General features: G+C 72.4%; 21 protein-coding genes. 5 read left to right on the top strand and 16 right to left on the bottom strand.

Going from position 1 to position 22133, the window contains the following annotated elements; genetic code table 11:
- Nucleotides 1-94: 94 nt before the first annotated feature.
- Nucleotides 95-2074 carry a helix-turn-helix domain-containing protein gene (locus J7W19_RS24630; RefSeq protein ID WP_004948182.1) on the top strand — a complete coding sequence of 660 codons (1980 nt, stop codon included), beginning with the start codon at nt 95-97 and terminating at the stop codon, nt 2072-2074.
- Between the two features lie 28 nt (nt 2075-2102).
- On the opposite strand, the gene J7W19_RS24625 is transcribed toward J7W19_RS24630, so the two are convergent.
- On the bottom strand, nt 2103-3401 hold the full coding sequence (locus tag J7W19_RS24625) for an IS701 family transposase (protein ID WP_004948185.1): 1299 nt from the start codon (nt 3399-3401) through the stop codon (nt 2103-2105).
- A 474-nt stretch (nt 3402-3875) separates the two neighbouring features.
- On the opposite strand from J7W19_RS24625, the gene J7W19_RS24620 reads away from it, so the two are divergent.
- Both J7W19_RS24620 and J7W19_RS24615 read left to right on the top strand, forming a co-directional pair.
- Nucleotides 3876-4544, top strand: coding sequence for a potassium channel family protein (locus J7W19_RS24620; protein WP_152263938.1), 669 nt, complete (start codon nt 3876-3878; stop codon nt 4542-4544).
- On the top strand, nt 4544-5221 hold the full coding sequence (locus J7W19_RS24615) for a potassium channel family protein (protein ID WP_004949287.1): 678 nt from the start codon (nt 4544-4546) through the stop codon (nt 5219-5221). The genes J7W19_RS24620 and J7W19_RS24615 overlap by 1 nt, the downstream gene beginning before the upstream one ends.
- A 91-nt stretch (nt 5222-5312) precedes the next feature.
- Here the strand turns inward: J7W19_RS24615 and J7W19_RS24610 are convergent, their stop codons facing one another.
- From J7W19_RS24610 to J7W19_RS24595, 4 genes are all read right to left on the bottom strand, one after another.
- Nucleotides 5313-6056, bottom strand: a complete 744-nt coding sequence (locus J7W19_RS24610; protein ID WP_063825811.1) for a DUF3159 domain-containing protein — start codon at nt 6054-6056, stop codon at nt 5313-5315.
- Nucleotides 6057-6059: 3 nt separating this feature from the next.
- Nucleotides 6060-6458, bottom strand: a complete 399-nt coding sequence (locus tag J7W19_RS24605; RefSeq protein WP_004949291.1) for an OB-fold nucleic acid binding domain-containing protein — start codon at nt 6456-6458, stop codon at nt 6060-6062.
- A gap of 281 nt (nt 6459-6739) precedes the next feature.
- On the bottom strand, nt 6740-7429 hold the full coding sequence (locus tag J7W19_RS24600; protein ID WP_004949293.1) for a response regulator: 690 nt from the start codon (nt 7427-7429) through the stop codon (nt 6740-6742).
- Between the two features lie 73 nt (nt 7430-7502).
- Nucleotides 7503-10055 carry a sensor histidine kinase gene (locus J7W19_RS24595; RefSeq protein WP_004949295.1) on the bottom strand — a complete coding sequence of 851 codons (2553 nt, stop codon included), beginning with the start codon at nt 10053-10055 and terminating at the stop codon, nt 7503-7505.
- Nucleotides 10056-10323: 268 nt separating this feature from the next.
- On the opposite strand from J7W19_RS24595, the gene J7W19_RS24590 reads away from it, so the two are divergent.
- A complete protein-coding gene (locus J7W19_RS24590) occupies nt 10324-11088 on the top strand; it encodes an SDR family oxidoreductase (RefSeq protein WP_004949297.1) in 765 nt (254 codons plus the stop codon).
- Between the two features lie 57 nt (nt 11089-11145).
- Here J7W19_RS24590 and kdpC read toward each other — a convergent pair whose 3' ends face one another.
- The 7 genes from kdpC to J7W19_RS24555 all read right to left on the bottom strand — a co-directional run bounded on the left by kdpC (nt 11146) and on the right by J7W19_RS24555 (nt 17867).
- On the bottom strand, nt 11146-11796 hold the full coding sequence (gene kdpC / locus J7W19_RS24585) for a potassium-transporting ATPase subunit KdpC (RefSeq protein ID WP_004949298.1): 651 nt from the start codon (nt 11794-11796) through the stop codon (nt 11146-11148).
- Nucleotides 11797-11803: 7 nt separating this feature from the next.
- The gene (gene kdpB / locus J7W19_RS24580; protein ID WP_004949300.1) at nt 11804-13915 is read right to left on the bottom strand and encodes a potassium-transporting ATPase subunit KdpB; all 2112 of its coding nucleotides are present in this window, start codon (nt 13913-13915) and stop codon (nt 11804-11806) included.
- Entirely contained in the window at nt 13912-15603 is a 1692-nt protein-coding gene (kdpA, locus tag J7W19_RS24575; RefSeq protein ID WP_004949302.1) for a potassium-transporting ATPase subunit KdpA, read from the bottom strand. Before kdpA ends, kdpB begins: the two co-directional genes overlap by 4 nt.
- Nucleotides 15604-15611: 8 nt before the next feature.
- Complete coding sequence (gene kdpF / locus J7W19_RS24570; RefSeq protein ID WP_040891158.1) at nt 15612-15701, bottom strand: K(+)-transporting ATPase subunit F; 90 nt, start codon at nt 15699-15701, stop codon at nt 15612-15614.
- A gap of 315 nt (nt 15702-16016) precedes the next feature.
- A complete protein-coding gene (locus J7W19_RS24565; protein ID WP_004949304.1) occupies nt 16017-16784 on the bottom strand; it encodes a DUF3710 domain-containing protein in 768 nt (255 codons plus the stop codon).
- Nucleotide 16785: 1 nt separating this feature from the next.
- Nucleotides 16786-17286, bottom strand: a complete 501-nt coding sequence (gene dut / locus J7W19_RS24560; RefSeq protein WP_004949305.1) for a dUTP diphosphatase — start codon at nt 17284-17286, stop codon at nt 16786-16788.
- Complete coding sequence (locus tag J7W19_RS24555) at nt 17283-17867, bottom strand: PaaI family thioesterase (RefSeq protein WP_004949307.1); 585 nt, start codon at nt 17865-17867, stop codon at nt 17283-17285. Before J7W19_RS24555 ends, dut begins: the two co-directional genes overlap by 4 nt.
- 59 nt (nt 17868-17926) lie before the next feature.
- Here J7W19_RS24555 and J7W19_RS24550 point away from each other — a divergent pair, with 59 nt between their 5' ends.
- On the top strand, nt 17927-18394 hold the full coding sequence (locus tag J7W19_RS24550; protein ID WP_004949309.1) for a DUF3093 domain-containing protein: 468 nt from the start codon (nt 17927-17929) through the stop codon (nt 18392-18394).
- A 42-nt stretch (nt 18395-18436) separates the two neighbouring features.
- On the opposite strand, the gene J7W19_RS24545 is transcribed toward J7W19_RS24550, so the two are convergent.
- The 4 genes from J7W19_RS24545 to J7W19_RS24530 form a co-directional block, all read right to left on the bottom strand.
- Entirely contained in the window at nt 18437-19285 is an 849-nt protein-coding gene (locus tag J7W19_RS24545; RefSeq protein ID WP_078588138.1) for a hypothetical protein, read from the bottom strand.
- A 14-nt stretch (nt 19286-19299) separates the two neighbouring features.
- Nucleotides 19300-19596, bottom strand: coding sequence for a DUF4193 domain-containing protein (locus tag J7W19_RS24540; protein WP_004949312.1), 297 nt, complete (start codon nt 19594-19596; stop codon nt 19300-19302).
- Between the two features lie 448 nt (nt 19597-20044).
- Nucleotides 20045-21334 (bottom strand): sensor histidine kinase, encoded by a 1290-nt coding sequence (locus J7W19_RS24535; protein WP_004949314.1) that lies wholly within the window; start codon nt 21332-21334, stop codon nt 20045-20047.
- Nucleotides 21335-21338: 4 nt separating this feature from the next.
- Complete coding sequence (locus J7W19_RS24530) at nt 21339-21992, bottom strand: response regulator transcription factor (RefSeq protein ID WP_004949316.1); 654 nt, start codon at nt 21990-21992, stop codon at nt 21339-21341.
- Nucleotides 21993-22133: the final 141 nt, after the last annotated feature.

The following is a 22133-nucleotide window of genomic DNA, read 5'->3' as shown; positions in this document are numbered from 1 at the left end:
CCCCGGCGCACCCCGCACCGCGCGGCCCGCGCCATGCCGCGCCGCCGACGCGCGACCCGTCCGTCGGGGCGGGGTCGGTATCAGGGAGGGGCACGTGTCGTCGGACACATCGGGGACACCGGCAACGGCGGAGCGGCCGGACGCGGCGGACGACGGGGCGCTCGCCGCCCTGGCGGTCCTGGAGCTGCTGGACGGCGGCGCGCCGCCGGACCGGTACGAAGCGCTGCTGGCGGACGCCCGGCCGGCCGCCCTGGAGCGGGCCGTACGCCTCGGCCTCGCGGTCCGCTCCCGGATCGAGGCCGAGCAGCAGCGGGCCAACGACCTGTCCGCCCTCCTCGACACCGCCTCCGACCTGACGGCCCACCAGGACCTCGGCGCCCTGATGAAGGTCGTCGTCCGGCGGGCGCGCCTGCTGCTCTGCGCGGACATGGCCTGGATCGGCCTGGACGACGACGAGCTGGACTGCCACGTCGTCCGCGCCTCCGAAGGACACATCACCGACCGCAACATGGGCCTGCGGATCGCCCGGGGCGCCGGGCTGGGCTCCGCCACCACCCGTCGCGACAACCCCTCCCCCTTCTGGACCCCCGACTACCTCCCGGACGAGCGCATCGAGCACAGCCGGGACGTCGACGACGTCGTACGGGCCGAGCGGCTGCGCGCCGTCCTGGCCGTGCCGATGGTGCACGGCACCCGCCCGGTGGGCGCCCTCTACATCGGGGAACGCAACGTACGGCACTACACGCCGGCCGAGGTGACCCTGGCCGGCGCGCTCGCCAACCTCGCCGCGGCCGCCGTCGAACAGGCCCGGCTGGCCGAGCGGAACGCGTCGCTCATCGCAGAGCTCGAACGCCGTACCAGCAGCGTGGAGGCCGGGCTGCGCGGCGCCCGGGGGCTCAGCGAGACACACCACCGGCTGATCGAACTCATCCTGGACGACGGCGACCTGACGGCCCTCGCCGAGGAGGTGCGCCGCGAACTCGACGCCGACGTACGGATCTTCGGCGCCGACGGCACACCGCTCACCACCGCCGGCGACCCGCCCGCGTGCGGGGCCGGCGACGTGCTGCTCTCCGGCCTGGGGGCGCACGCGGCCCGCGAACCGGTCGAGGTCGCCCCGGGATTCTGGGCCGTGCCGATCGCCGCGGGCACCGGCCACCTGGGCACCCTGATGCTGCGCCCGCGGCGGCCCCGGCGGCCGTGGACGCCGGCCGAGGAACGGCTGGTCCGGCTGGTCGCCCAGGTCGTGTCGGTCCAGCTGCTGGTGGAGAGCAGCCGGGCCGCGATCACCGAGGGGCAGGCCCGCGAGGACTTCCTCGGGCAACTGCTGCTCGCCCCGGGGCGACCGCCCAGGCACCTGGAGCAGAACGCGAGGCGGTTGGGGATCGACCTCCGCGCGGACCACGTCGTCGTGGTCGCCCGCCCCGAGGGCGAGGCGCGCGGCCGGCCCGCCGTCTGGGCCTCGTCGTACGCCTCCCGGAAGAAGGGGCTGAAGGCCATGCACCACGGCTGCGCGGTGCTGCTGCTGCCGGGTTCGGATCCGGGAGCGGCGGCCCGCGCGGTCGCGGCGGAGCTGTCGCCGCTGCTGGAGGACCCGGTGACGGTGGGGGCGGCGGGGCCGGTGGCCGACCCGGCGTCGGTCCGGCACGCCTTCCAGGAGGCGCTGCGCTGCCTGGAGGCGATGACCGCGCTCGGCGCCACCGGACGCGCCGGTTCCCTGGCCGACCTGGGCTTCCTGGGGGTGCTGCTGTCGGACCACCACGACGTCGAGGGCTTCGTCCACGCGACCGTCGGCCCGGTGATCGACTACGACGCGCGGCGGTTCACCGATCTGACCCGCACCCTGGAGACGTACTTCGAGGCGGGCGGCAGCCCGACCAACGCGGCCAAGCGGCTCCACGTCCACCCCAACACCGTCGCCCGACGGCTCGAACGCATCGGGGAGCTGCTGGGGCCGGGGTGGCAGGAGCCGGAACGGGCCCTGGAGGTGCGGCTGGCCCTGCGCGTCTTCCGCGTCCGGAACACCCTGTCCGGGCCGGACCGCTCCCCGGAGGACGGACCCCAGGGGAACTGACCTCGCACGGCCGCTCTCAGAGCCGGCCTCAGGAGACCCGCTCCAGACGCGCGTCTCCCATCTCCCCCGCCTCCGGCCGCCGCGCCAGCGCGACGACCGCGTGCGCGGCGGAGGCGAGCGTGGTGTGCCGGTGCCAGCCGCCGAAGGAGCGCCCGGCGAAGTCCCGGAGACCCACCCGGTCCCCGATCTCGTGGAAGTCCCGGTCCACCCGCGCCGGCAGCCGGGTCAGCCGCACCAGCGCGGCCGGCGGCACGTTGAGCAGGTCCGTGAGCCACAGCTCGGCGGGCCACCGGCCGGCCCGGTCGGACCCGTCCCCGATGCCCAGCAGCAGCATCTCCCGGCGCCGGACGGGCGCGCCGGGCACCGCCCGCGCCACCGGCAGCCCGACCCGCACGGCGGCGGTCAGGGCGGTCCGCGCGGCCCGGGGCGCCCCGGGGGCGCCGTCACGCCAGAGCACCGGGCGCCGCAGGTCCCGGGCGGCGGCCATGACGTGCTGGGCGGTGAACGTGCCGCCGCGCCCCGGCAGCGTCGGCTCGGACAGCGTCAGCCGCAGCGAGCCGCCGACCCGGGCGAGCACCGGCACCCCGACGGCCCGCAGCCTCGGGAGCGCCGCCAGGGTGTCCGCCTCCCGGGCGTCCAGCACCACCGGTCGCGCGGGCAGGCCCCACCCCCGCGTCATCCCGGTGAACGCCTCGACCGCGCACTCCCCCCAGCTCTCCTCGGTCACCGAGTCCGGGATGCCGGCCTGGCGCCGGCGCGCCGGGTCGTCCAGCCAGGCGCCGGAGAGGTGCAGCCGCCAGCCGACCGGCACGGCGAGGTCCGGCGCGGCCGCCCAGACGCCCACCGCCTGCTGGGAGTTGAGCACCTGGCGGGCGTCCGGGCAGAAGCGGCGCTCCACGCCGACGGAGTTGTCGCCGACCTTGGGAATCGTCATCGGCCGCACCACCCACGCCTGCGGGGGCGCGGCCCGCGCCACGTAGTGCGCCAGCTCCCGGCGCACGGGCCCCCAGTCCCAGGGGGAGGCGGCGACGAAATGGTGGAGGCTCTGCTCGGCGGCCGGGCCGCCGGTCTGCGCCGCGATGTTGCGGATGGACTTGCGGCCCCGCGCGCCCAGCAGCCCGCGCAGGTACGCCTCGCCGCGGCGGCGCTGGTCGGCGCGGGGCAGCGAGGCGAAGAGGGACGCGCTGAGGTCGGCGAAGACCGGCTCGCGCGCGTCCGCTCCGGGCGCCGGCGCCCGCCGTCCGACCGTCGCCGGGTGCACGGCCGCCGTCAGGTGCGCGGCCGTCGCCGGGTGCGCGGCCGTAAGGTCCGTAGCCGTCCCGCTCATCCTGTCCCCCACTCCGTCGTCGTGCCGCCGTCCTCATGGATCGGCCGGCCGGTCACCACCCTCGCCCCGGCGCCCCCACCGGGCACAGGTGTGCCGGGCACCCGGTGGGACCGCCGGACGGTGGTCCGGCCACCAGGGCGGCGCGGACGGGACGAACGGGGGCGCGCGGCATGGCCCGCGGAGGTGTGCCCGGGCCACCGCGCCCCCGTCGGCGGCTCCGGCTCCGCGCCCCGGCGGACGGCCGTGCGCCCGGTCGGCGGGTCCGGGGGACCGGGCGCCCGGGCGTTGCGGCTACGGTGGTGCCGTGCGCCGACGGGTACGAGACACCCGTGGGCGTGGTCGAACCGGTACCGCCGGCCGCCCGCACGGGGAGCGGCGGACCGGGGGACGCCGTAGGGGCTCGGATGAGCAGGAAGAAGTGAGCAGGGTGTTGGTGCAGGTCAACGCGGAATTCCGGAGTACGGGGCAGGCGTCGTGCACATTGTGATCATGGGTTGTGGGCGGGTCGGCTCGGCCCTGGCGCAGACCCTGGAGCAGCAAGGCCACACGGTCGCGGTCGTCGACCAGGACCCGACCGCCTTCCGGCGCCTCGGCTCCGGCTTCGGCGGGCGGCGGGTGACCGGGGTCGGATTCGACCAGGACACCCTGCGCGAGGCGGGCATCGAGGAGGCCGGCGCCTTCGCCGCGGTCAGCAGCGGCGACAACTCGAACATCATCGCGGCCCGGGTGGCGCGCGAGATGTTCGGCGTCGAGAACGTCGCGGCCCGCATCTACGACCCGCGCCGCGCCGAGGTCTACCAGCGGCTGGGCATCCCCACGGTGGCCACGGTCCGCTGGACCGCCGACCAGATGCTGCGGCGCCTGCTGCCGTCCGGCGCGGAGCCGCTGTGGCGCGACCCCACCGGGGGCGTCCAGCTCGCCGAGATCCCCGTCGCCGAGGCGTGGATAGGGCACCGGATCAGCAAGCTCCAGGAGGAGACCGGGGTCCGGGTGGCCTTCCTCACCCGGCTGGGCGAGGCGGTCCTCCCGTCGTCCTCGACGGTGCTGCAGGAGGGTGACCTGGTGCATGTGATGATGCGCACCGACGAGGTCGAGACGGTGGAGGCCGCGTTCGCGCAGGGCCCCGAGGAAGGTGGCCACTGATGCGCGTCGCAATCGCGGGAGCGGGTGCCGTCGGCCGTTCGATCGCCGGCGAGCTGCTGGAGAACGGGCACGAGGTCCTGCTGATCGACAAGGCGCCGTCCGCCATCTCGGTGGAGCGGGTACCGCTGGCCGAGTGGCTGCTGGCCGACGCCTGCGAGATCACCTCGCTCGACGAGGCGGCGCTCCAGCGCTGCAACGTGGTGATCGCCGCCACCGGTGACGACAAGGTCAACCTGGTCGTCTCGCTGCTGGCCAAGACGGAGTACGGGGTCCCGCGCGTCGTGGCGCGGGTGAACAACCCCAAGAACGAGTGGCTGTTCAACGAGTCCTGGGGCGTGGACGTCGCCGTCTCGACGCCGCGCCTGATGTCGGCCCTGGTCGAGGAGGCGGTGAGCGTCGGCGACCTGGTCCGGCTGCTGCGCTTCAGCCAGGGCGACGCCAACCTGGTCGAGCTGACGCTGCCCCCGGAGGCGGCGCTGGCCGGGACGCGCGTCGGCGACGTGGACTGGCCCGAGGACACCTCGCTGGTCACCATCATCCGCGGCAACCGCGTCCTCACCCCCAACAAGGAGGACGCCCTGGAGGCCGGCGACGAGCTGCTGTTCGTCGCGGCGCCCGCGCGGGAGGAGCAGCTGGAGGACCTGCTGTCCGTCCGGCGCGAGGAACCCACGGACTGAGCGTGAGACGCGAGAGCCCCCCGGGACACGTCGTCCCGGGGGGCTCTCGCACATGCGCTCGCGGTGGTACGGGCAGCGGGCGCCGCGGACGTTACGAGGTCACCTTGTCCGTGCTCCCGGCGGCCTTCGCCTCGCGCTCGGCGGCCTCCGCCGCCTCCATCTCCGCGAACACGTCGATCGGTGGCGGCGCCTTGGCCAGGAAGATCCAGGTCAGATAGACGGAGAGCAGCATCGGCGGGATGCCGAGCGCCACCTTGACCCAGCCGAGCTGGGTGGCGTCGCCCCACCAGTACAGCGGGAAGAGGATCGCGGACTTGGCGAGCAGGATCAGCCCCCAGGCCCAACTGGCCTTGGTGTACGCCTTCTTGCGGCCGGGGTTGCGGGTGCGCCAGGAGAGGTTCTCCTTGAACACCGGGCCCAGGATCAGTCCGAGCAGCGGACAGCCGAGCACGGCCGTGACGATGTAGGCGACCGCCAGGCCGAGGGTGTAGAGCATGCCCGGCAGGTAGAAGTTCTTGGCGTCGCCGGACATCATCGCGAACACCGCGCCGAAGGCCACCCCGAAGACGCCGCCGAAGGCGTGCTTGAGGGTGTCCTTGCGGACCAGCCGGGCGACACCGAGCACCAGGGACAGCGCCAGGGCGGCGATGGCCGCGGTGTGGATGTCCCGCTTGACGGTGAAGACCGCGACGAACACCAGGCCGGGCACGGTGGTCTCCACCATGCCCCGCACCCCGCCGAACGCCTCGAACAGGGCGGCTTCGGTGGCCGAGCGGGAACCGTCGTCCCGGTGCTTTCCGGTCGGCCGGTCCATCGGTTCGTCGAGAGACGACAAGGGCTACTCCTGTCCGAGCGGTCGGAGTTCGTATCGGGGGTTGAACAGCACTCTCCGGCCGCGGCTCATGGAGATCCGGCCGGAGGCGATCAGCTTACGGCCCGGCTCGATCCCGGCGATGGAACGGCGCCCCAGCCAGACGACGTCCAGTGCGGCCGAGCCGTCGAACAGCTCGGCCTCCAGGGCGGGGACCCCGGCCCGGGGCCGCAGGGTGACGGTCCGCAGCGTTCCGGTGACCTTGACGATCTGCCGGTCACCACAGTCGCCGATCTTGGTGCAGCCCACCGCTTCCGCGTCCTGCTGCAGCTCCGCGTCGTGCAGCTCCTCCTGGGAGGTGGAAAGCCGGTCGAGCATCCGGCGGAAGCGGCCGGTCGGCTTGTCGGAACGGGATACGGCACTCATGAAACCAGCGTACCGGGGCCGGGGAGGGGCCTTGCAGTCTCCGGTCACGGCTTTCCCGAAGGACTCACGGGCCCCGGCCCCCGCCGCCTCACAGCTCGAACCGGTACCCCATCCCCGGCTGCGTGATGCCGCACCCCCCGGGGGCAACCCCCGGCCCCCCCGGCCGCCCCGGCGCCCCCGCCCCGTCACAGCTCGAACCGGTACCCCATCCCCGGCTCCGTGATGCCGCACCCCCCGGGGGCAACCCCCGGCCCCCCGGCCGCCCCGGCGCCCCCGCCCCGTCACAGCTCGAACCGGTACCCCATCCCCGGCTCCGTGATGAAGTGCTTCGGATGCGACGGATCCTGCTCCAGCTTGCGCCGCAGCTGCGCCATGTACACCCGCAGGTAGTTCGTCTCCGTCCCGTACGACGGCCCCCACACCTCCTGGAGCAGCTGCTTCTGGCTGACGAGCCGGCCCGTGTTGCGGACCAGCACCTCCAGCAGGTGCCACTCCGTCGGCGTGAGCCGGACGTCCCGGCCGCCGCGGTTGACCTTCTTCGCGGCCAGGTCGACCGTGAACGCGCCGGTCTCGACGATCGCGTCGTCGCCCGCCGCCGCGGCCCCGTTGGGCTCGGCGCGGCGGACGGCCGCGCGCAGCCGGGCCAGCAGCTCGTCCATGCCGAACGGCTTGGTGACGTAGTCGTCGGCGCCCGCGTCCAGGGCCTCGACCTTCTCGTCGGAGGTCTGGCGGGCCGAGAGCACCAGGATCGGCACCCGGGTCCAGCCGCGCAGCCCCTTGATCACCTCGACGCCGTCCATGTCGGGCAGGCCCAGGTCGAGGATGACGACGTCGGGGTGGCGGGCGGCGGCGAGCTGGAGGGCGGTGGCGCCGTCGGGGGCCGCGTCGACCTCGTACTTGCGGGCCTTGAGGTTGATCACAAGAGCGCGGACGATCTGCGGCTCGTCATCCACCACGAGCACCCGGTTCATGCGGAACCACCTCTGCTGTTCGAGCGGGCCCCGCTCCGGGGCCCGGGAAATCGAAGGGAAACGGCCGGCCGGCTCACGTCGTGGCCTGCGCGGGAAGGTCGGCGCGCACCGGCGGGCGTCCCGCCGCCATCCGCAGCGTGAGCACCATCGTCATGCCGCCGCCGGGGGTGTCCTCGGCCGCGAGCGTGCCGCCCATGGCCTCGGCGAAGCCGCGGGCCACCGCGAGGCCCAGTCCGACGCCGGCGCCGCGCGGGGCGTCGCCGTAGCGCTGGAAGGGCTCGAAGATGCGGTCCTTGGCGCTGTCGGGGACGCCGGGGCCGCGGTCGGCCACCCGTACCTCGACGCGGTCGCCGAGGGCGCTGGCGGCCACGTGGACGGGCGTGCCGGGCGGGCTGTACTTGACGGCGTTCTCGACGATGTTGGCGACGCTGCGCTCCAGCAGGCCCGGGTCGACGGCGACCATCGGCAGCGTCTCGGGGATGTCGAGCGTGACGCTGCCCTCCGGAACGCCGCCGAGGGCCATCGGGACCACCTCGTCGAGGTCGATCTCGCGGATGAGCGGGGTGACGGTGCCGGTCTGGAGGCGGGACATGTCGAGGAGGTTGCCGACGAGGTGGTCGAGGCGGTCGGCGCCGTCCTCGATGCCGGCCAGCAGCTCGGCCTCGTCCTCATCGGACCAGGCGACGTCGTCGGAGCGCAGCGAGGTGACGGCGGCCTTGATGGCGGCCAGCGGGGTGCGCAGGTCGTGGCTGACGGCGGCTAGCAGGGCGGTGCGGATCCGGTTGCCCTCGTCCAGCCTGCGGGCCCGCTCGGCCTCGCCGACCAGCCGCTGGCGGTCCAGGACGAGGGCGGCCTGGGCGGCGAAGGCGGCCAGCACCCGGCGGTCCTCGGCGGGCAGCACACGGCCGGCCAGGACCAGCGCCATGGTGTCGCCGACGGGCATGTCCACGTCGCCGTCCTCGGGGCGCAGCAGCGGCTTGCCGGAGTTGCCGACGACGCTCGCGGCGCACGTCCAGGGATCGACGTCGCTGGCGCGCTCCAGGAGGGCGACGGAGTCCATGGAGAAGGTCTCGCGCAGCCGCTCCAGCAGCGCCTCCAGGCTGTTGTCGCCGCGCAGCACGCTGCCGGCCAGGAAGGAGAGTATTTCCGACTCGGCCCGCAGCCGGGCCGCCTGGTGGGTCCGGCGGGCGGCGAGGTCGACGACGGAGGCGACGGACACGGCGACGAAGATGAAGATCGCCATGGCGACGATGTTCTTGGGGTCGGTGATCGTCAGCTCGTGGAGGGGCTTGGTGAAGAACCAGTTCAGCAGGAGCGAGCCGAAGGCCGCCGAGGCCAGCGCCGGCAGCAGTCCGCCCAGCAGCGCCGCGGCCACCGTCATGCACAGGAACAGCAGCATGTCGTTGGCCAGGCCCAGGTCCGGGAGGACGTGGGTGAGCAGCAGGGTGAGCAGGACGGGCCCGACGAGGCCGAAGAGCCAGCCGGCCGCGATGCGGCCCTTGCCGAGCCGGGCGCCGCGGGCGACGGGCAGTCCCCGGCCCTTGGCGACCTCCTCGTGGGTGACGATGTGGACGTCGAGGTCGGGGCCCGAGTCCCGGGCGACGGTCTGGCCGACGCCGGGGCCGAAGATGTACTGCCAGTTCTTGCGGCGGCTGGAGCCGAGGACGATCTGGGTGGCGTTGACGCCGCGCGCGAACTCCAGCAGGGAGGCGGGCACGTCGTCGCCTATGACGTGGTGGAAGGTGCCGCCCAGGTCCTCCACGAGGGTGCGCTGGACCGCCAGCTCCTTCGGCGAGGCGGCGGTCAGCCCGTCGCTGCGGGCGATGTAGACGGCGAGGATCTCGCTGCCGGAGCCCTTGGCCGCCATCCGGGCGGCCCGCCGGATGAGGGTGCGGCCCTCGGGGCCGCCGGTGAGGCCCACGACGATCCGCTCGCGGGCCTGCCATATCGTCGAGACGTCGTGGTCCGAGCGGTACTGCCGCAGGTACTCGTCGACCCGGTCGGCGGTCCACAGCAGGGCCAGCTCGCGCAGGGCGGTGAGGTTGCCGGGGCGGAAGTAGTTGGAGAGCGCCGCGTCGACCTTGTCGGGCTTGTAGATGTTGCCGTGCGCCATCCGCCGGCGCAGCGCCTGCGGCGACATGTCGACCAGCTCGATCTGGCCGGCCCGGCGGACGACCTCGTCGGGGACGGTCTCCTGCTGGCGCACGCCGGTTATCGACTCGACGACGTCGCCCAGCGACTCCAGGTGCTGGATGTTGAGGGTCGAGACGACGTCGATCCCGGCCTGGAGCAGCTCCTCGACGTCCTGCCAGCGCTTGGTGTTGCGCGAGCCGGGGACGTTGGTGTGGGCCAGCTCGTCGACGAGGGCGACGGCGGGGCGGCGCGCCAGGACGGCGTCCACGTCCATCTCGGTGAAGACGGCGTCCCGGTAGGCGATCTCGCGCCGGGGCACCTCTTCCAGGCCGTGCAGCATGACCTCGGTGCGCGGGCGGCCGTGGTGCTCCACGAACCCGACGACCACGTCGGTGCCGCGCTCGACCCGTCGGTGGGCCTCGGAGAGCATGGCGTAGGTCTTGCCGACGCCCGGTGCCGCACCGAGGTAGATCCGGAGATTGCCGCGTCCCATGGCCCCATTGTCTTTCACGGATCGCGCCGGGGACCGGGCCGGTTCTCCGTCCTGGATGCCGCACCGGCGCGCAGGGGAAGCTTACGGCGGGCGGTCCGGACATATCGGGCGCACGGGGAGCGTATGCCGGGTATTGACGCAGCTCTGACGCCTGCGGGGCCCCGAGAGCGAGGCACGGAGGCACCGACAGGCAGGTCAGGACGTTCCGGAATAACGTGAAGGTATCGCCCACAGCGATCCCCACCCTGCCCACGACGAGGAGGGTCACATGCCCGCTCGACCCGATCGCACACTCCGGGACAAGGTCGTCGTGATCGGCGGCGCCTCCCGCAACCTCGGCGGCCTGCTCGCGCGCGAGATCGCCCCCGACGGCGCCAAGGTGGTCGTCCACTACAACAGCGACTCCTCGCGCGACAAGGCCGAGCAGACGGCCGACGACGTCAGGAAGGCCGGCGGCGAGGCCGTCACGCACCAGGGCGACCTGACCCGGGTCGCCGAGGTGGAGAAGCTCTTCGACGCGGCGGTACGCGAGTTCGGCAAGGTCGACTGCGTGGTCAACACCGCGGGCATGGTCATCAAGAAGCCGATGACCGAGACCACCGAGGAGGAGTTCGACAAGATGTTCGCCGTCAACACCAAGGCGGCGTACTTCATGATGCGCGAGGCCGCCAAGCGCGTGGAGGACGGCGGGAAGATCATCACCATCGTCACCTCGCTGCTGGCCGCCTACACCGGCCTGTACTCCGTCTACGCCGGCAGCAAGGCACCCGTCGAGCACTTCACCCGGGCCTTGTCCAAGGAGCTGTTCGGCCGGAACATCTCCGTCAACAACATCGCCCCCGGCCCGATGGACACCGGCTTCTTCTACCCGGCCGAGACGGACGACTCCATCGCGTACCACAAGTCGTCCGCCATGAACGGCGACCTGACGAAGATCGAGGACATCGTCCCGTATGTGAGGTTCCTGCTCACGGACGGCTGGTGGCTCAACGGGCAGACGCTCTTCGTCAACGGCGGCTACACCACACGCTGACCGGACGCGCGGAGGGGCCGCGCCGGAGCGGATCCGGCGCGGCCCCTCGGCGTCCGCCTAGCGCGACGCGGCCAGCTCCTTCAGCGCGACGTTCAGCTTCAGGACGTTGACGTGCTCGTCACCCATGAAACCGAGCTGCCGCCCGTCCGTGTGGTCCTTCACCAGCCGCTCGACGGCGCCGGCCGAGAGGCCGTTGGCCCGGGCGACGCGTGCCGCCTGGAGCCGGGCGTACGCCGGGGAGATGTCCGGGTCCACACCGGAGGCCGAGGCCGTGAGGGCGTCCACCGGGACCTCCGACGGGGAGACCCCGTTGAAGGACGCCACGTCCGCGCGGCGCTTCTCGACGGCCTCCAACAGCACCTTGCTGTCGGCCGCCAGGTTGGAGGCGCCCGAGACGAGCAGGTGGTACTTCGTGTTCTCGGCGTTGGGCCCGGCCGCCGAGGGGCGCGGCTGGAAGAACTTCGGGTCGGGCAGCGGGTTGCCGTCCTTGTCCTTCTTGTCCAGCGTGTAGCTCTGGCCGAGCAGTGCCGAGCCGACGGACTTGCCGTCCACCTTCACCTCGGAGCCGTTCGCCTTGTCGTGGAAGGCCAGTTGGGCCAGGCCCGTGACGACCAGCGGGTAGATCACGCCGCAGACCACGGTGAGGACGAGCAGGGCCCGGAGCCCGGCTCCCGCCACCCGGGCGGCGCTGCGTACGGAGATGTTCATGGTGTCGTCACCCGATGCCAGGGATGAGGGAGATGAGCAGGTCGATGATTTTGATGCCGATGAACGGGGAGACGAGACCGCCCAGTCCGTAGATCAGGAGGTTGCGGCGGAGCATCGCGTCCGCGCTCATCGGCCGGTAGCGCACGCCCTTGAGGGCGAGCGGGACCAGCGCCACGATGATCAGCGCGTTGAAGACCACGGCCGACAGGATCGCCGTCTGGGGCGAGTGCAGGCTCATGATGTTGAGCTTGTCGAGGCCCGGGTAGGCGACCGCGAACATGGCCGGGATGATCGCGAAGTACTTCGCGACGTCGTTGGCGATGGAGAACGTCGTCAGCGCCCCCCGGGTGATCAGCAACTGCTTGCCGATCTCCACGATCTCGATGAGCTTGGTCGGGTTGGAGTCCAGGTCCACCATGTTCCCGGCCTCCTTGGCGGCCGAGGTGCCGGTGTTCATCGCGACGCCGACGTCCGCCTGGGCCAGCGCGGGCGCGTCGTTCGTCCCGTCGCCGGTCATCGCGACGAGCTTGCCGCCGGCCTGCTCGCGCTTGATGAGGGCCATCTTGTCCTCGGGGGTGGCCTCGGCGAGGAAGTCGTCGACACCGGCCTCCTCGGCGATGGCCTTGGCCGTCAGCGGGTTGTCACCCGTGATCATGACGGTCTTGATGCCCATGGCGCGCAGTTCGTCGAACCGCTCCCGCATGCCCTCCTTGACGACGTCCTTGAGGTGGATGACGCCGAGGACGCGCGCCCCCTTGTCATCCTCCACGGCCACGAGCAGCGGCGTGCCGCCCGCCTGCGAGATCTCGTCGGTGAGCTTCCGGGCGTCCTCCGCGACGGTGCCGCCCTGCTCCTCGACCCAGGCGATGACGGAACCGGTCGCGCCCTTGCGGACCTTGCGGCCCTCGACGTCCACGCCCGACATCCGGGTCTGCGCCGTGAACGGGATCCACTCGGCGCCGACCAGCTCGCCCTCGTGCCGCTCCCGCAGCCCGTACTTCCCCTTGGCGAGGACGACGATCGAGCGGCCCTCCGGCGTCTCGTCGGCGAGCGACGAGAGCTGCGCCGCGTCCGCGACCTCGGCCGCCATGGTGCCCTTGACCGGGACGAACTCGGCGGCCTGCCGGTTGCCGTAGGTGATGGTGCCGGTCTTGTCGAGCAGCAGCGTCGAGACGTCGCCCGCGGCCTCCACCGCGCGCCCGGACATCGCCAGGACGTTCCGCTGCACCAGCCGGTCCATGCCGGCGATGCCGATCGCCGACAGCAGCGCGCCGATCGTGGTCGGGATGAGGCAGACCAGCAGGGCCGCCAGGACGATCATCGTCTGCTCGGCGCCCGCGTAGATCGCGAACGGCTGGAGGGTGACGACCGCCAGCAGGAAGACGATGGTCAGCGAGGCCAGGAGGATGTTGAGCGCGATCTCGTTCGGCGTCTTCTGCCGGGCCGCGCCCTCCACCAGGTTGATCATCCGGTCGATGAACGTCTCGCCCGGCTTGGTGGTGATCTTGATGACGATGCGGTCGGAGAGCACCTTGGTGCCGCCGGTGACGGCCGAGCGGTCGCCGCCGGACTCCCGGATCACCGGGGCCGACTCGCCCGTGATCGCCGACTCGTCGACGGAGGCCACGCCCTCGACGACGTCGCCGTCGCCCGGGATGACGTCCCCCGCCTCGCAGACGACCAGGTCGCCCACGCGCAGTTCGGTGCCCGGCACCGACTCCTCGCTCCCGCCGGTCAGCCGGCGGGCCACGGTGTCGGTCTTGGCCTTGCGCAGGGTGTCGGCCTGCGCCTTGCCGCGGCCCTCGGCGACGGCCTCCGCCAGGTTGGCGAAGAGGACGGTCAGCCACAGCCAGACGGTGATCGTCCAGCCGAACCAGTCGCCCGGGTCCTTCAGGGCCAGCGCGGTGGTGACCACCGAGCCGACCTCGACGACGAACATCACCGGGGACTTGACCATCACCCGGGGGTCGAGCTTCCGGAAGGCGTCCGGCAGCGACTTCACCAGCTGCGCGGGGTCGAAGAGGCCGCCGGAGACCCGGCCGTGCTCCTCGGAGCCGTGCGGCCGCTCGTCGCCGTCGGGGTCGCCGGAGGCGGTACGGACAGGGGTGGTCGTGCTCATGAGAGTCCCTCCGCCATCGGGCCAAGGGCCAGGGCCGGGAAGTAGGTCAAGCCGGTGATGACGATGATCGCGCCGACGAGCAGCCCGGCGAACAGCGGCTTCTCGGTGCGCAGGGTGCCCGCGGTCTCCGGCACGGGCTGCTGCTCGGCGAGCGAGCCGGCCAGGGCCAGGACGAAGACCATCGGGAGGAAGCGGCCGAGCAGCATGGCGAGGCCGATCGTGGTGTTGTACCAGGGGGTGTTGGCGTTGAGGCCGGCGAACGCCGAGCCGTTGTTGTTGGCGCCGGAGGTGAAGGCGTACAGGACCTCGGAGAAGCCGTGCGCCCCGCTGCCGTGCACCGAGTTGCCCGCGGTGTTGAGGATCGACTCCGGCGGCGACGACAGCGCCATCGACAGGGCCGTGAAGCCGAGGACCAGCGTCGGGGTGACGAGGATGTAGCAGGCCGCGAGCTTGATCTCGCGGGTGCCGATCTTCTTCCCCAGGTACTCGGGCGTCCGGCCGACCATCAGACCGGCGATGAACACCGCGATGATCGCCATCACGAGCATGCCGTAGAGACCGGAACCGACGCCGCCGGGCGCGATCTCGCCGAGCATCATGCCCAGCAGCGTGATCCCGCCGCCGAGCCCGGTGAACGAGGAGTGGAACGAGTCCACGGCGCCGGTCGAGGTGAGCGTGGTGGTCGTCGCGAAGATCGCCGACGATCCGACGCCGAACCGCTGCTCCTTGCCCTCCATCGCCCCGCCGGCCGCCTGCAGCGCGGCGCCGTGGTGGGCGTACTCGGTCCACATCATCAGCGCCGTGAAGCCGAGCCAGATCAGGCCCATGGTGGCGAGGATCGCGTAGCCCTGCCTGACGTTCCCGACCAGCTTGCCGAAGGTGCGGGTGAGGGCGAAGGGGATGACGAGGATCAGGAAGATCTCGAAGAGGTTGGAGAACGCGTTCGGGTTCTCGAAGGGGTGGGCCGAGTTGGCGTTGAAGTAACCGCCACCGTTGGTGCCCAGCTCCTTGATGACCTCCTGCGAGGCCACGGCTCCGCCGTTGACCTGCTGGGTGCCGCCGGTCAGCTGCCCGATCTCGTGGATCCCGGCGAAGTTCTGGATCGCGCCGCAGGCCACCAGGACCAGCGCGCCGATCACCGAGATCGGGATCAGGATGCGGACGGTGCCGCGCACCAGGTCGGTCCAGAAGTTGCCGAGTTCACCGGTACGGGACCGGGCGAAGCCCCGGACCAGCGCGATGGCGACGGCCATGCCGACCGCGGCGGAGACGAAGTTCTGCACCGCCAGGCCGAGCGTCTGCACGGCGTGGCCCATGGCCTGCTCGCCGCTGTACGACTGCCAGTTGGTGTTGGCGACGAACGACGCGGCGGTGTTGAACGCCTGGTCGGGAGAGATCGCGGTGAAGCCCAGCGACAGCCGGCCGGGCAGCACGCCCTGGATCCGCTGGAGCAGGTAGAGGAACAGGACGCTCGCCAGCGAGAAGGCCAGCACGCCGCGCAGGTACGCGGGCCAGCGCATCTGCGCCCGCGGGTCCGCGCCGATCAGCCGGTAGATCCACTTCTCGGGGCGCAGGTGCTTCTCGGAGCTGTAGACGCCGGCCATGTAGTCGCCGAGCGGGCGGTAGGCCAGCGCCAGCGCCGCGACGACCGCGGTGAGCTGGAGGACTCCGGAGAGGACGGGGCTCATATCTGTGCTCAGAACCTCTCCGGGAAGACGAGGGCGAGGACCAGGTAGCCCAGCAGGGCGACGGCCACGACCAGGCCGACGATGTTCTCGGTGCTCACAGCTTCGTCACCCCCTTGGCGACGAGAGCCACCAGCGCGAAGACCGCGACTGCGGTGGCGACGAAGGCCACGTCGGCCATCGTGTGCTCCTAGAGAGTTCGGATATGAACGGACCTCTAGAGGAAACCTCCGCAACCGGTGAGTAGCGCGCGCGTTGACGCCTCCCTTACGGCCATTAGCGCCCCCTTGACGAGATCCATACGGAGGCACCGGAGACCTGCGGAAACGCCGCCGGGCCGGAACCCCTGGGAAGGGGTTCCGGCCCGGCGGAAGGGCGCAATCAGGCCGTCCTCGACGGCCGTTGGCATCAGGGTGTCAGCGGACCTCGGAGATCTCCGGGCCGCGCTGGAGGCGCTCCACGCCCCCGGCGAAGCGGGAGCCCTGCTGCTCGTCCTGCATGCCCTCGGCGACCATCTGGGCGTCGTCGGGCAGCTTCAGGACGATCGGGTCGCGGGGCGCCATCGGCGACTCGCCGCGCACCACGACGGTGTCCCGGAAGATCTGCTCCAGCATGCCGGCGGTCTGCGGCTGCACCGCTCCCTGGCCCGAGATCACACCGCGCAGGAACCAGCGCGGTCCGTCACAGCCCACGAAGCGCACCAGCTGCACCCCGTTCGTCCCGTCCGGGAGGGCGACGGGCACCTGCGCCCGCAGCTCCCAGCCCAGCGGGCCCTGTACCTCGTCCACGACACCGCCCTGCTGGGTGATGCCGCCGGCGATCTCGTCCCGCACCTCGTGCCAGATGCCCTCGCGCTTGGGGGCGGCGAACGCCTGGAGCTGCACCGCGCTGTCGCGCAGCACCACGGTCGCGGCGACGATCGCGTCCCCCGCGACCTCGACCCGCAGCTCCATTCCCTCGACGCCCGGCACGAACAGGCCGCCCAGGTCGACCCGGCCCTCGCCGGGTGCGTGGACCTCGGAGACGTCCCACGGCCCGTCCGGGCGCGGTTCCGGCTCCAGCCGGACCCGGCTCTCGGCCGCGGCGTCCTGTACGGACTCCGCACCCTCGGCGGACTCCTCGGAGGTCACGTCGTCGAACTGCTCGACGGCGTCCTCGCTGCGCTTGCGGCGACGACCGAACACGTCACTGTCCTTCCCGGTCAGAGGCGACCGAAGCGAATCCATGCCCCACGGCGGCGTGGCCCCCGGTGGACCCGAAGCCCCCTTCGCCCCGCGCCGAGCCGGGAAGCTCCGCCACCTCGTGGAAGCGGACCTTCTCGACCTGCTGGACAACCAACTGGGCAACGCGGTCGAACCTCTCGAACCGCACGCTCTCGCGCGGGTCCAGATTGACCACAATCACCTTGATCTCTCCACGGTACCCGGCATCGATGGTCCCCGGGGCGTTCACCATGGAGACCCCGCACCGGGCCGCGAGACCCGAACGTGGATGCACGAAGGCCGCATACCCATCGGGCAGCGCGATCGACACCCCCGTGGGGAGAACGGCGCGTTCCCCGGGGGCGAGCACGGCCGCCTCCGTGGTCACCAGGTCGCAGCCCGCGTCACCGGGGTGACCGTAGGCGGGGACCGGCACCTCGGGGTCGAGGCGGCGGATCAGGACGTCGACGGGCGGACGGCTCACGGGTTCACCTCGAAGGCTCGGACGACCTTGACCTGGTCGGGGTCGGCGAGCGCCGCGTTGATCTCGGCGGGACGGCCGTGGTTGATGAAGTGCTCCACCTTGACCTCGATGAAGACCGCGTCCGCGCGGACCGCGACCGGTCCCTCGGGACCGCCGAGCCGCCCGGTGGCCGTGCAGTAGATCTTGCGGTGGTGGACGGCGACGGCCTCCGCCTCCAGGTACAGCACGCTGTCCACGGGGACGGGCAGCAGGAAGTCCGTCTCCAGCCGGCCGGTGACGGCGATGACCCGGGTCAGCCAGTTCAGCGACCCCAGGGTCTCGTCCAACGCGGTCGCCAGCACGCCGCCGTGCGCCAGGCCGGGGGCTCCCTGGTGCGCTTCCTTGACCCGGAACTCGGCCGTCACGGCCACGCCCTCACCGGCCCGCACCTCCAGGTGCAGACCGTGCGGCACGCCCGCGCCGCAGCCGAAGCAGTTCTCGTAGTGCGCCCCGATGACCTCGCCCGGCGCGGGGGCCTCGGGGTGCCGCACCGGTGGTCCGGCGTCGGCCGGCGGTGTCAGCGCTGTCGTTCGTCCACTCACAGGGGCTGACCTTACCCGCGCGAGCGGTGCCCGGTCCCGCCCGTGCCAAGCTTGAGCTCATGCAGCACTACGAAGAACGCCTGACCGCGCCGCGCTCCTGGTGGACCATCGCCGTTCTGATCGGGGTGGCCTGCGCCCTGATCACGCTGCCGCTCGGCACCATCCCGATGCTCGGCGGACTGGTCGTCGGCGGGGCGCTGGCGACGATCGCCGTGAGCGCCTACGGCTCGGTGCGGATCCGGGTGGTGGGCGACACCCTGCTGGCCGGTGACGCGCGGATCCCGTGCGCCGCGCTGGGCGCCGCCGAGGCGCTGGACGCGGAGGGGGCCCGGGCCTGGCGCACCCACAAGGCCGACAGCCGGGCGTTCATGCTGCTGCGCGGGTACGTCCCGACCGCCCTGCGGATCGAGGTCACGGACCCGGCCGACCCGACGCCCTACCTGTACCTGTCGACCCGCTCCCCCGAGCGGCTGGCGGCGGCGGTGGCGGCGGGACGGGAGTCGGCCGCGAAGGCCGGCCAGGACTGACCAGGACCGACCAGGGCTGACCGAAAGGGTCCGCGGGCGGGCTCAGGACGCGCCCTGGGGGCCCTCCGGCGCCGGCAGCTCGGCCCAGGGCACCTGGCGGCGGCGCAGGTCGGCGCGGACCTTCTCGGCCAGCCTGCGGGTGTCCCGGCGGTTCATGACGGCCCCGACGGTCGCGCCGATCATGAACGGCGCGAGGTTGGGGAGGTTGCGGAAGGTGCGCTTGAGGACCCGCTGGCGCAGTTCGCGGCGGAGCTGACCGCCGAGCGCCGCGTTGACGCTGGTCGGTTTGGTGACGTCCACCCCGCGTTCGTCGGCCCAGGCCGCGAGGTAGGCGAGCGTGCGCCGGCGCAGCGTGCCGGGTGCCCGGAGGCCGTAGACCTCGTGCAGCTCGGCGATCAGTTTGAACTCCACGGCCGCGACGCCGACGATCTCGGCGGCGAGCTCGGCCGGCATGGCCGGGGGAACGGGCAGCATGGCCGCCGCCCCGATGCCGGCTCCCACGGCGGACGTGCCGTTGGCGGCGCCGGCCACCAGCTTGTCGGCGATCTCCTCCGGGCCGAGGCCCGGGAACTGGCCGCGCAGGGTCGCCAGGTCGCGTACGGGGATGCGGGGGGCGTTGACGATGATCCGGTCGACGACGCCGCTCAGGCTCGTCCGTACGCCCCGGGTCCACCGTCCGCCCTCGGCTTGCGAAGGACCCGCCTCCGGGGATGGTCCTCCACCGCGGCCGTCCGCGGCGGCGAGCGAGGCCCCCGGGCCCCGCTCGGCGTGCGCGCCGGCCGCTTCGTGCGCGCCCGTCACGGCGCGGTCCGGCCCGGCGGCGTCCCCCGTACGCCCAAGAGCCGTGGACCGCCGTGCGAGCCGCTTACGGAACGGTTCCGAGCCTGCCATCGCAGACCCTTGCCTCACTCGCAGTCGCGGCAGATCGGCTGGCCGTTCTTCTCACCGGCCAGCTGGCTGCGGTGGTGCACGAGGAAGCAGCTCATGCAGGTGAACTCGTCGGCCTGCCGGGGCAGGACGCGAACGGACAGCTCCTCGTTGGAAAGGTCCGCGCCCGGCAGCTCCAGGCCCTCGACGGCCTCGAACTCGTCGACGTCGACGGCCGAGGCCGACTTGTCGTTCCGCCGGGACTTCAGTTCCTCGATGCTGTCCTCGTTGACGTCATCGTCGGTCTTGCGTGGGGTGTCGTAGTCCGTTGCCATGTCGCTCTCCCCCTCTGGGTGTCTGCGGTGTCTCCAGCGCACGTAACGCGCGAGAGGCCGGACTTGTGCCCGACCCAAGGCGGAGATTTTGCCTCACATCAAGGTCTGTTACTCAATCGACACCCAATCGCACACCTGAAGAGGTGATGGGAACGGGTGGCGAACGGGACCGTACACGGTCCGCAGGCCGCTCGTGGCAGCGCCATCTCCTGTACTTCCCGTGATCAAGACCCCCGGAAACCCCCATTTTCCAGGCGTTCCCGCAGGGGATCCGATCACGGAGAGTAGATGGCCGGATGTCCCTGCGTGTGATCGATCACACACGAAGACAGCGTTCATCAGACCAGGAAAATTCCGCCCAAAGCGAACCCGTGTCCGCGCCATTGTCGCAGAATTCCGCGCCCGGCGGAGTCTGTCAGGTTCCCGAAGCGGCCCCGCCGGGCCCCGCTCAGGCCGGCAGCACCACCCGCATGACGAGCCCGCCGCCCTCACGGGGCTCCGCGGTGATCCGGCCGCCGTGCGCCCTGGCCACCGACCGCACGATGGACAGGCCGAGGCCCACGCCCTTGTCGCTGCCGGTGCGCTCGGTGCGCAGCCTGCGGAACGGCTCGAAGATGTTGTCCAGCTCGTAGGCGGGGACCACGGGCCCGGTGTTCTCCACCACCAGCACGGCCTCGCCGGGCCGGGACTCGGTGGTCACCTCCACCCAGCCGCCCTCCGGCACGTTGTACCGGACGGCGTTCTGCACCAGGTTCAGCGCGACGCGCTCCAGCAGGACGCCGTTGCCCTGCACCACGGCGGGCGGCCGCTCGCCCCGCAGTTCCACGCCCTTGGCCTGGGCCTCCCCGCGGGCCTGGTCGAGCGCCTGCGAGGCCACCTCGGCCAGGTCGACGGGCTTGCGGTCCACGATCTCGTTGTCGCTGCGGGCGAGCAGCAGCAGGCCCTCCACGAGCTGTTCGCTGCGTTCGTTGGTCGCCAGCAGCGTCTTGCCCAGCTGCTGGAGCTCGGGGGACGCCCCGGGATCGGAGAGGTGGACCTCCAGCAGCGTCCGGTTGATCGCCAGCGGCGTGCGCAGCTCGTGCGAGGCGTTGGCCACGAAGCGCTGCTGCGCGGTGAAGGCCCGTTCCAGCCGGTCCAGCATCTCGTCGAAGGTGTCCGAGAGCTCCTTCAGCTCGTCGTCCGGGCCGCCCAGCTCGATCCGCCGGGTCAGATCCGTGGCGGCCACCCGGCGGGCGGTGCGGGTGATCTTGCCGAGCGGCGAGAGGACGCGGCCGGCCATGGCGTAGCCGAAGGCGAAGGCGATCACGGCGAGGCCGAGCAGGGCCAGCAGGGACCGCCGGAGCAGGCCGTTGAGGGCTATGGCGCGCTGGTGGTCCGTGCAGGACTTGAGCCAGGCGGTGAACGTGTCGCTGCCCACCGTGCCGCTGGGCGGCGTGGGGCAGGCGTTGCTGGTGGTCTTGAAGTCGATCCGGTAGATCTCGAACGGCAGCGAGCTGCCCTCCCGCATGGCGTCCGCCGCCAGCAGGTAGATGATCGTGAGCAGCAGGACGCCCGCCATCAGGAACATCCCGCCGTAGAGCAGGGTGAGGCGTATGCGGATGGTGGGCCGCAGCCAGGGGAAGGGCCGGACGACGGGCTGGCGCGGGTCCCAGGCGGGCCGTGGCGGGGCCGTGGGCCGGGGTGGGGGCTGGGACGCCGTCGGCGGCGTGTTCGCCGGGGAGGGGGGCGTGGGGGGCATCGGGTCAGATCCGGTATCCGGAGCCGGGGACCGTGACGATCACGGGCGGCTCGCCGAGCTTGCGGCGCAGCGTCATGACGGTGACGCGGACGACGTTGGTGAAGGGGTCGGTGTTCTCGTCCCACGCCTTTTCCAGCAGCTGCTCGGCGGAGACCACGGCGCCCTCGCTGCGCATGAGCACCTCCAGCACCGCGAACTCCTTGGGCGCCAGCTGCACCTCGCGTCCGTCGCGGAACACCTCGCGGCGGTTGGGGTCGAGCCGGATGCCGGCCCGCTCCAGGACCGGCGGGAGGGCGACGGTGGTGCGCCGGCCCAGTGCCCGGACGCGGGCGATCAGCTCGCTGAAGGCGAAGGGCTTGGGCAGGTAGTCGTCGGCGCCGATCTCCAGGCCCTCGACGCGGTCGCTGACGTCGCCGGAGGCGGTGAGCATCAGGATCCGGGTGGCCAGCTGGAGCTCGACGACCTTGCGGCAGACGTCGTCGCCGTGGACCAGCGGCAGGTCGCGGTCGAGGACGATCACGTCGTAGTCGTTGACGGCGATGCGCTCCAGGGCGGCGGCCCCGTCGTACACGACGTCGACGGCCATGGCCTCCCGGCGCAGTCCGGTGGCGACGGCATCGGCGAGCAGTTGCTCGTCCTCGACGACGAGTACGCGCACGGGGCTCTTCCTTCCTCAGGGGCCCGACGGGCCTGGGGGTGCGGGGGTGGTTCCGGCGGCCCTGCGGGCAGGCCGGACGGCCACCGGTGGTCCCCTCCATCCTGCCCCGAACACCGATAAACCGGCTGTAAGGGGCTCCGG

It is taken from the genome of Streptomyces mobaraensis NBRC 13819 = DSM 40847 (assembly GCF_017916255.1).
Lineage (GTDB): Bacteria > Actinomycetota > Actinomycetes > Streptomycetales > Streptomycetaceae > Streptomyces > Streptomyces mobaraensis.
This window is presented reverse-complemented; position numbering and strand designations above follow the sequence as displayed.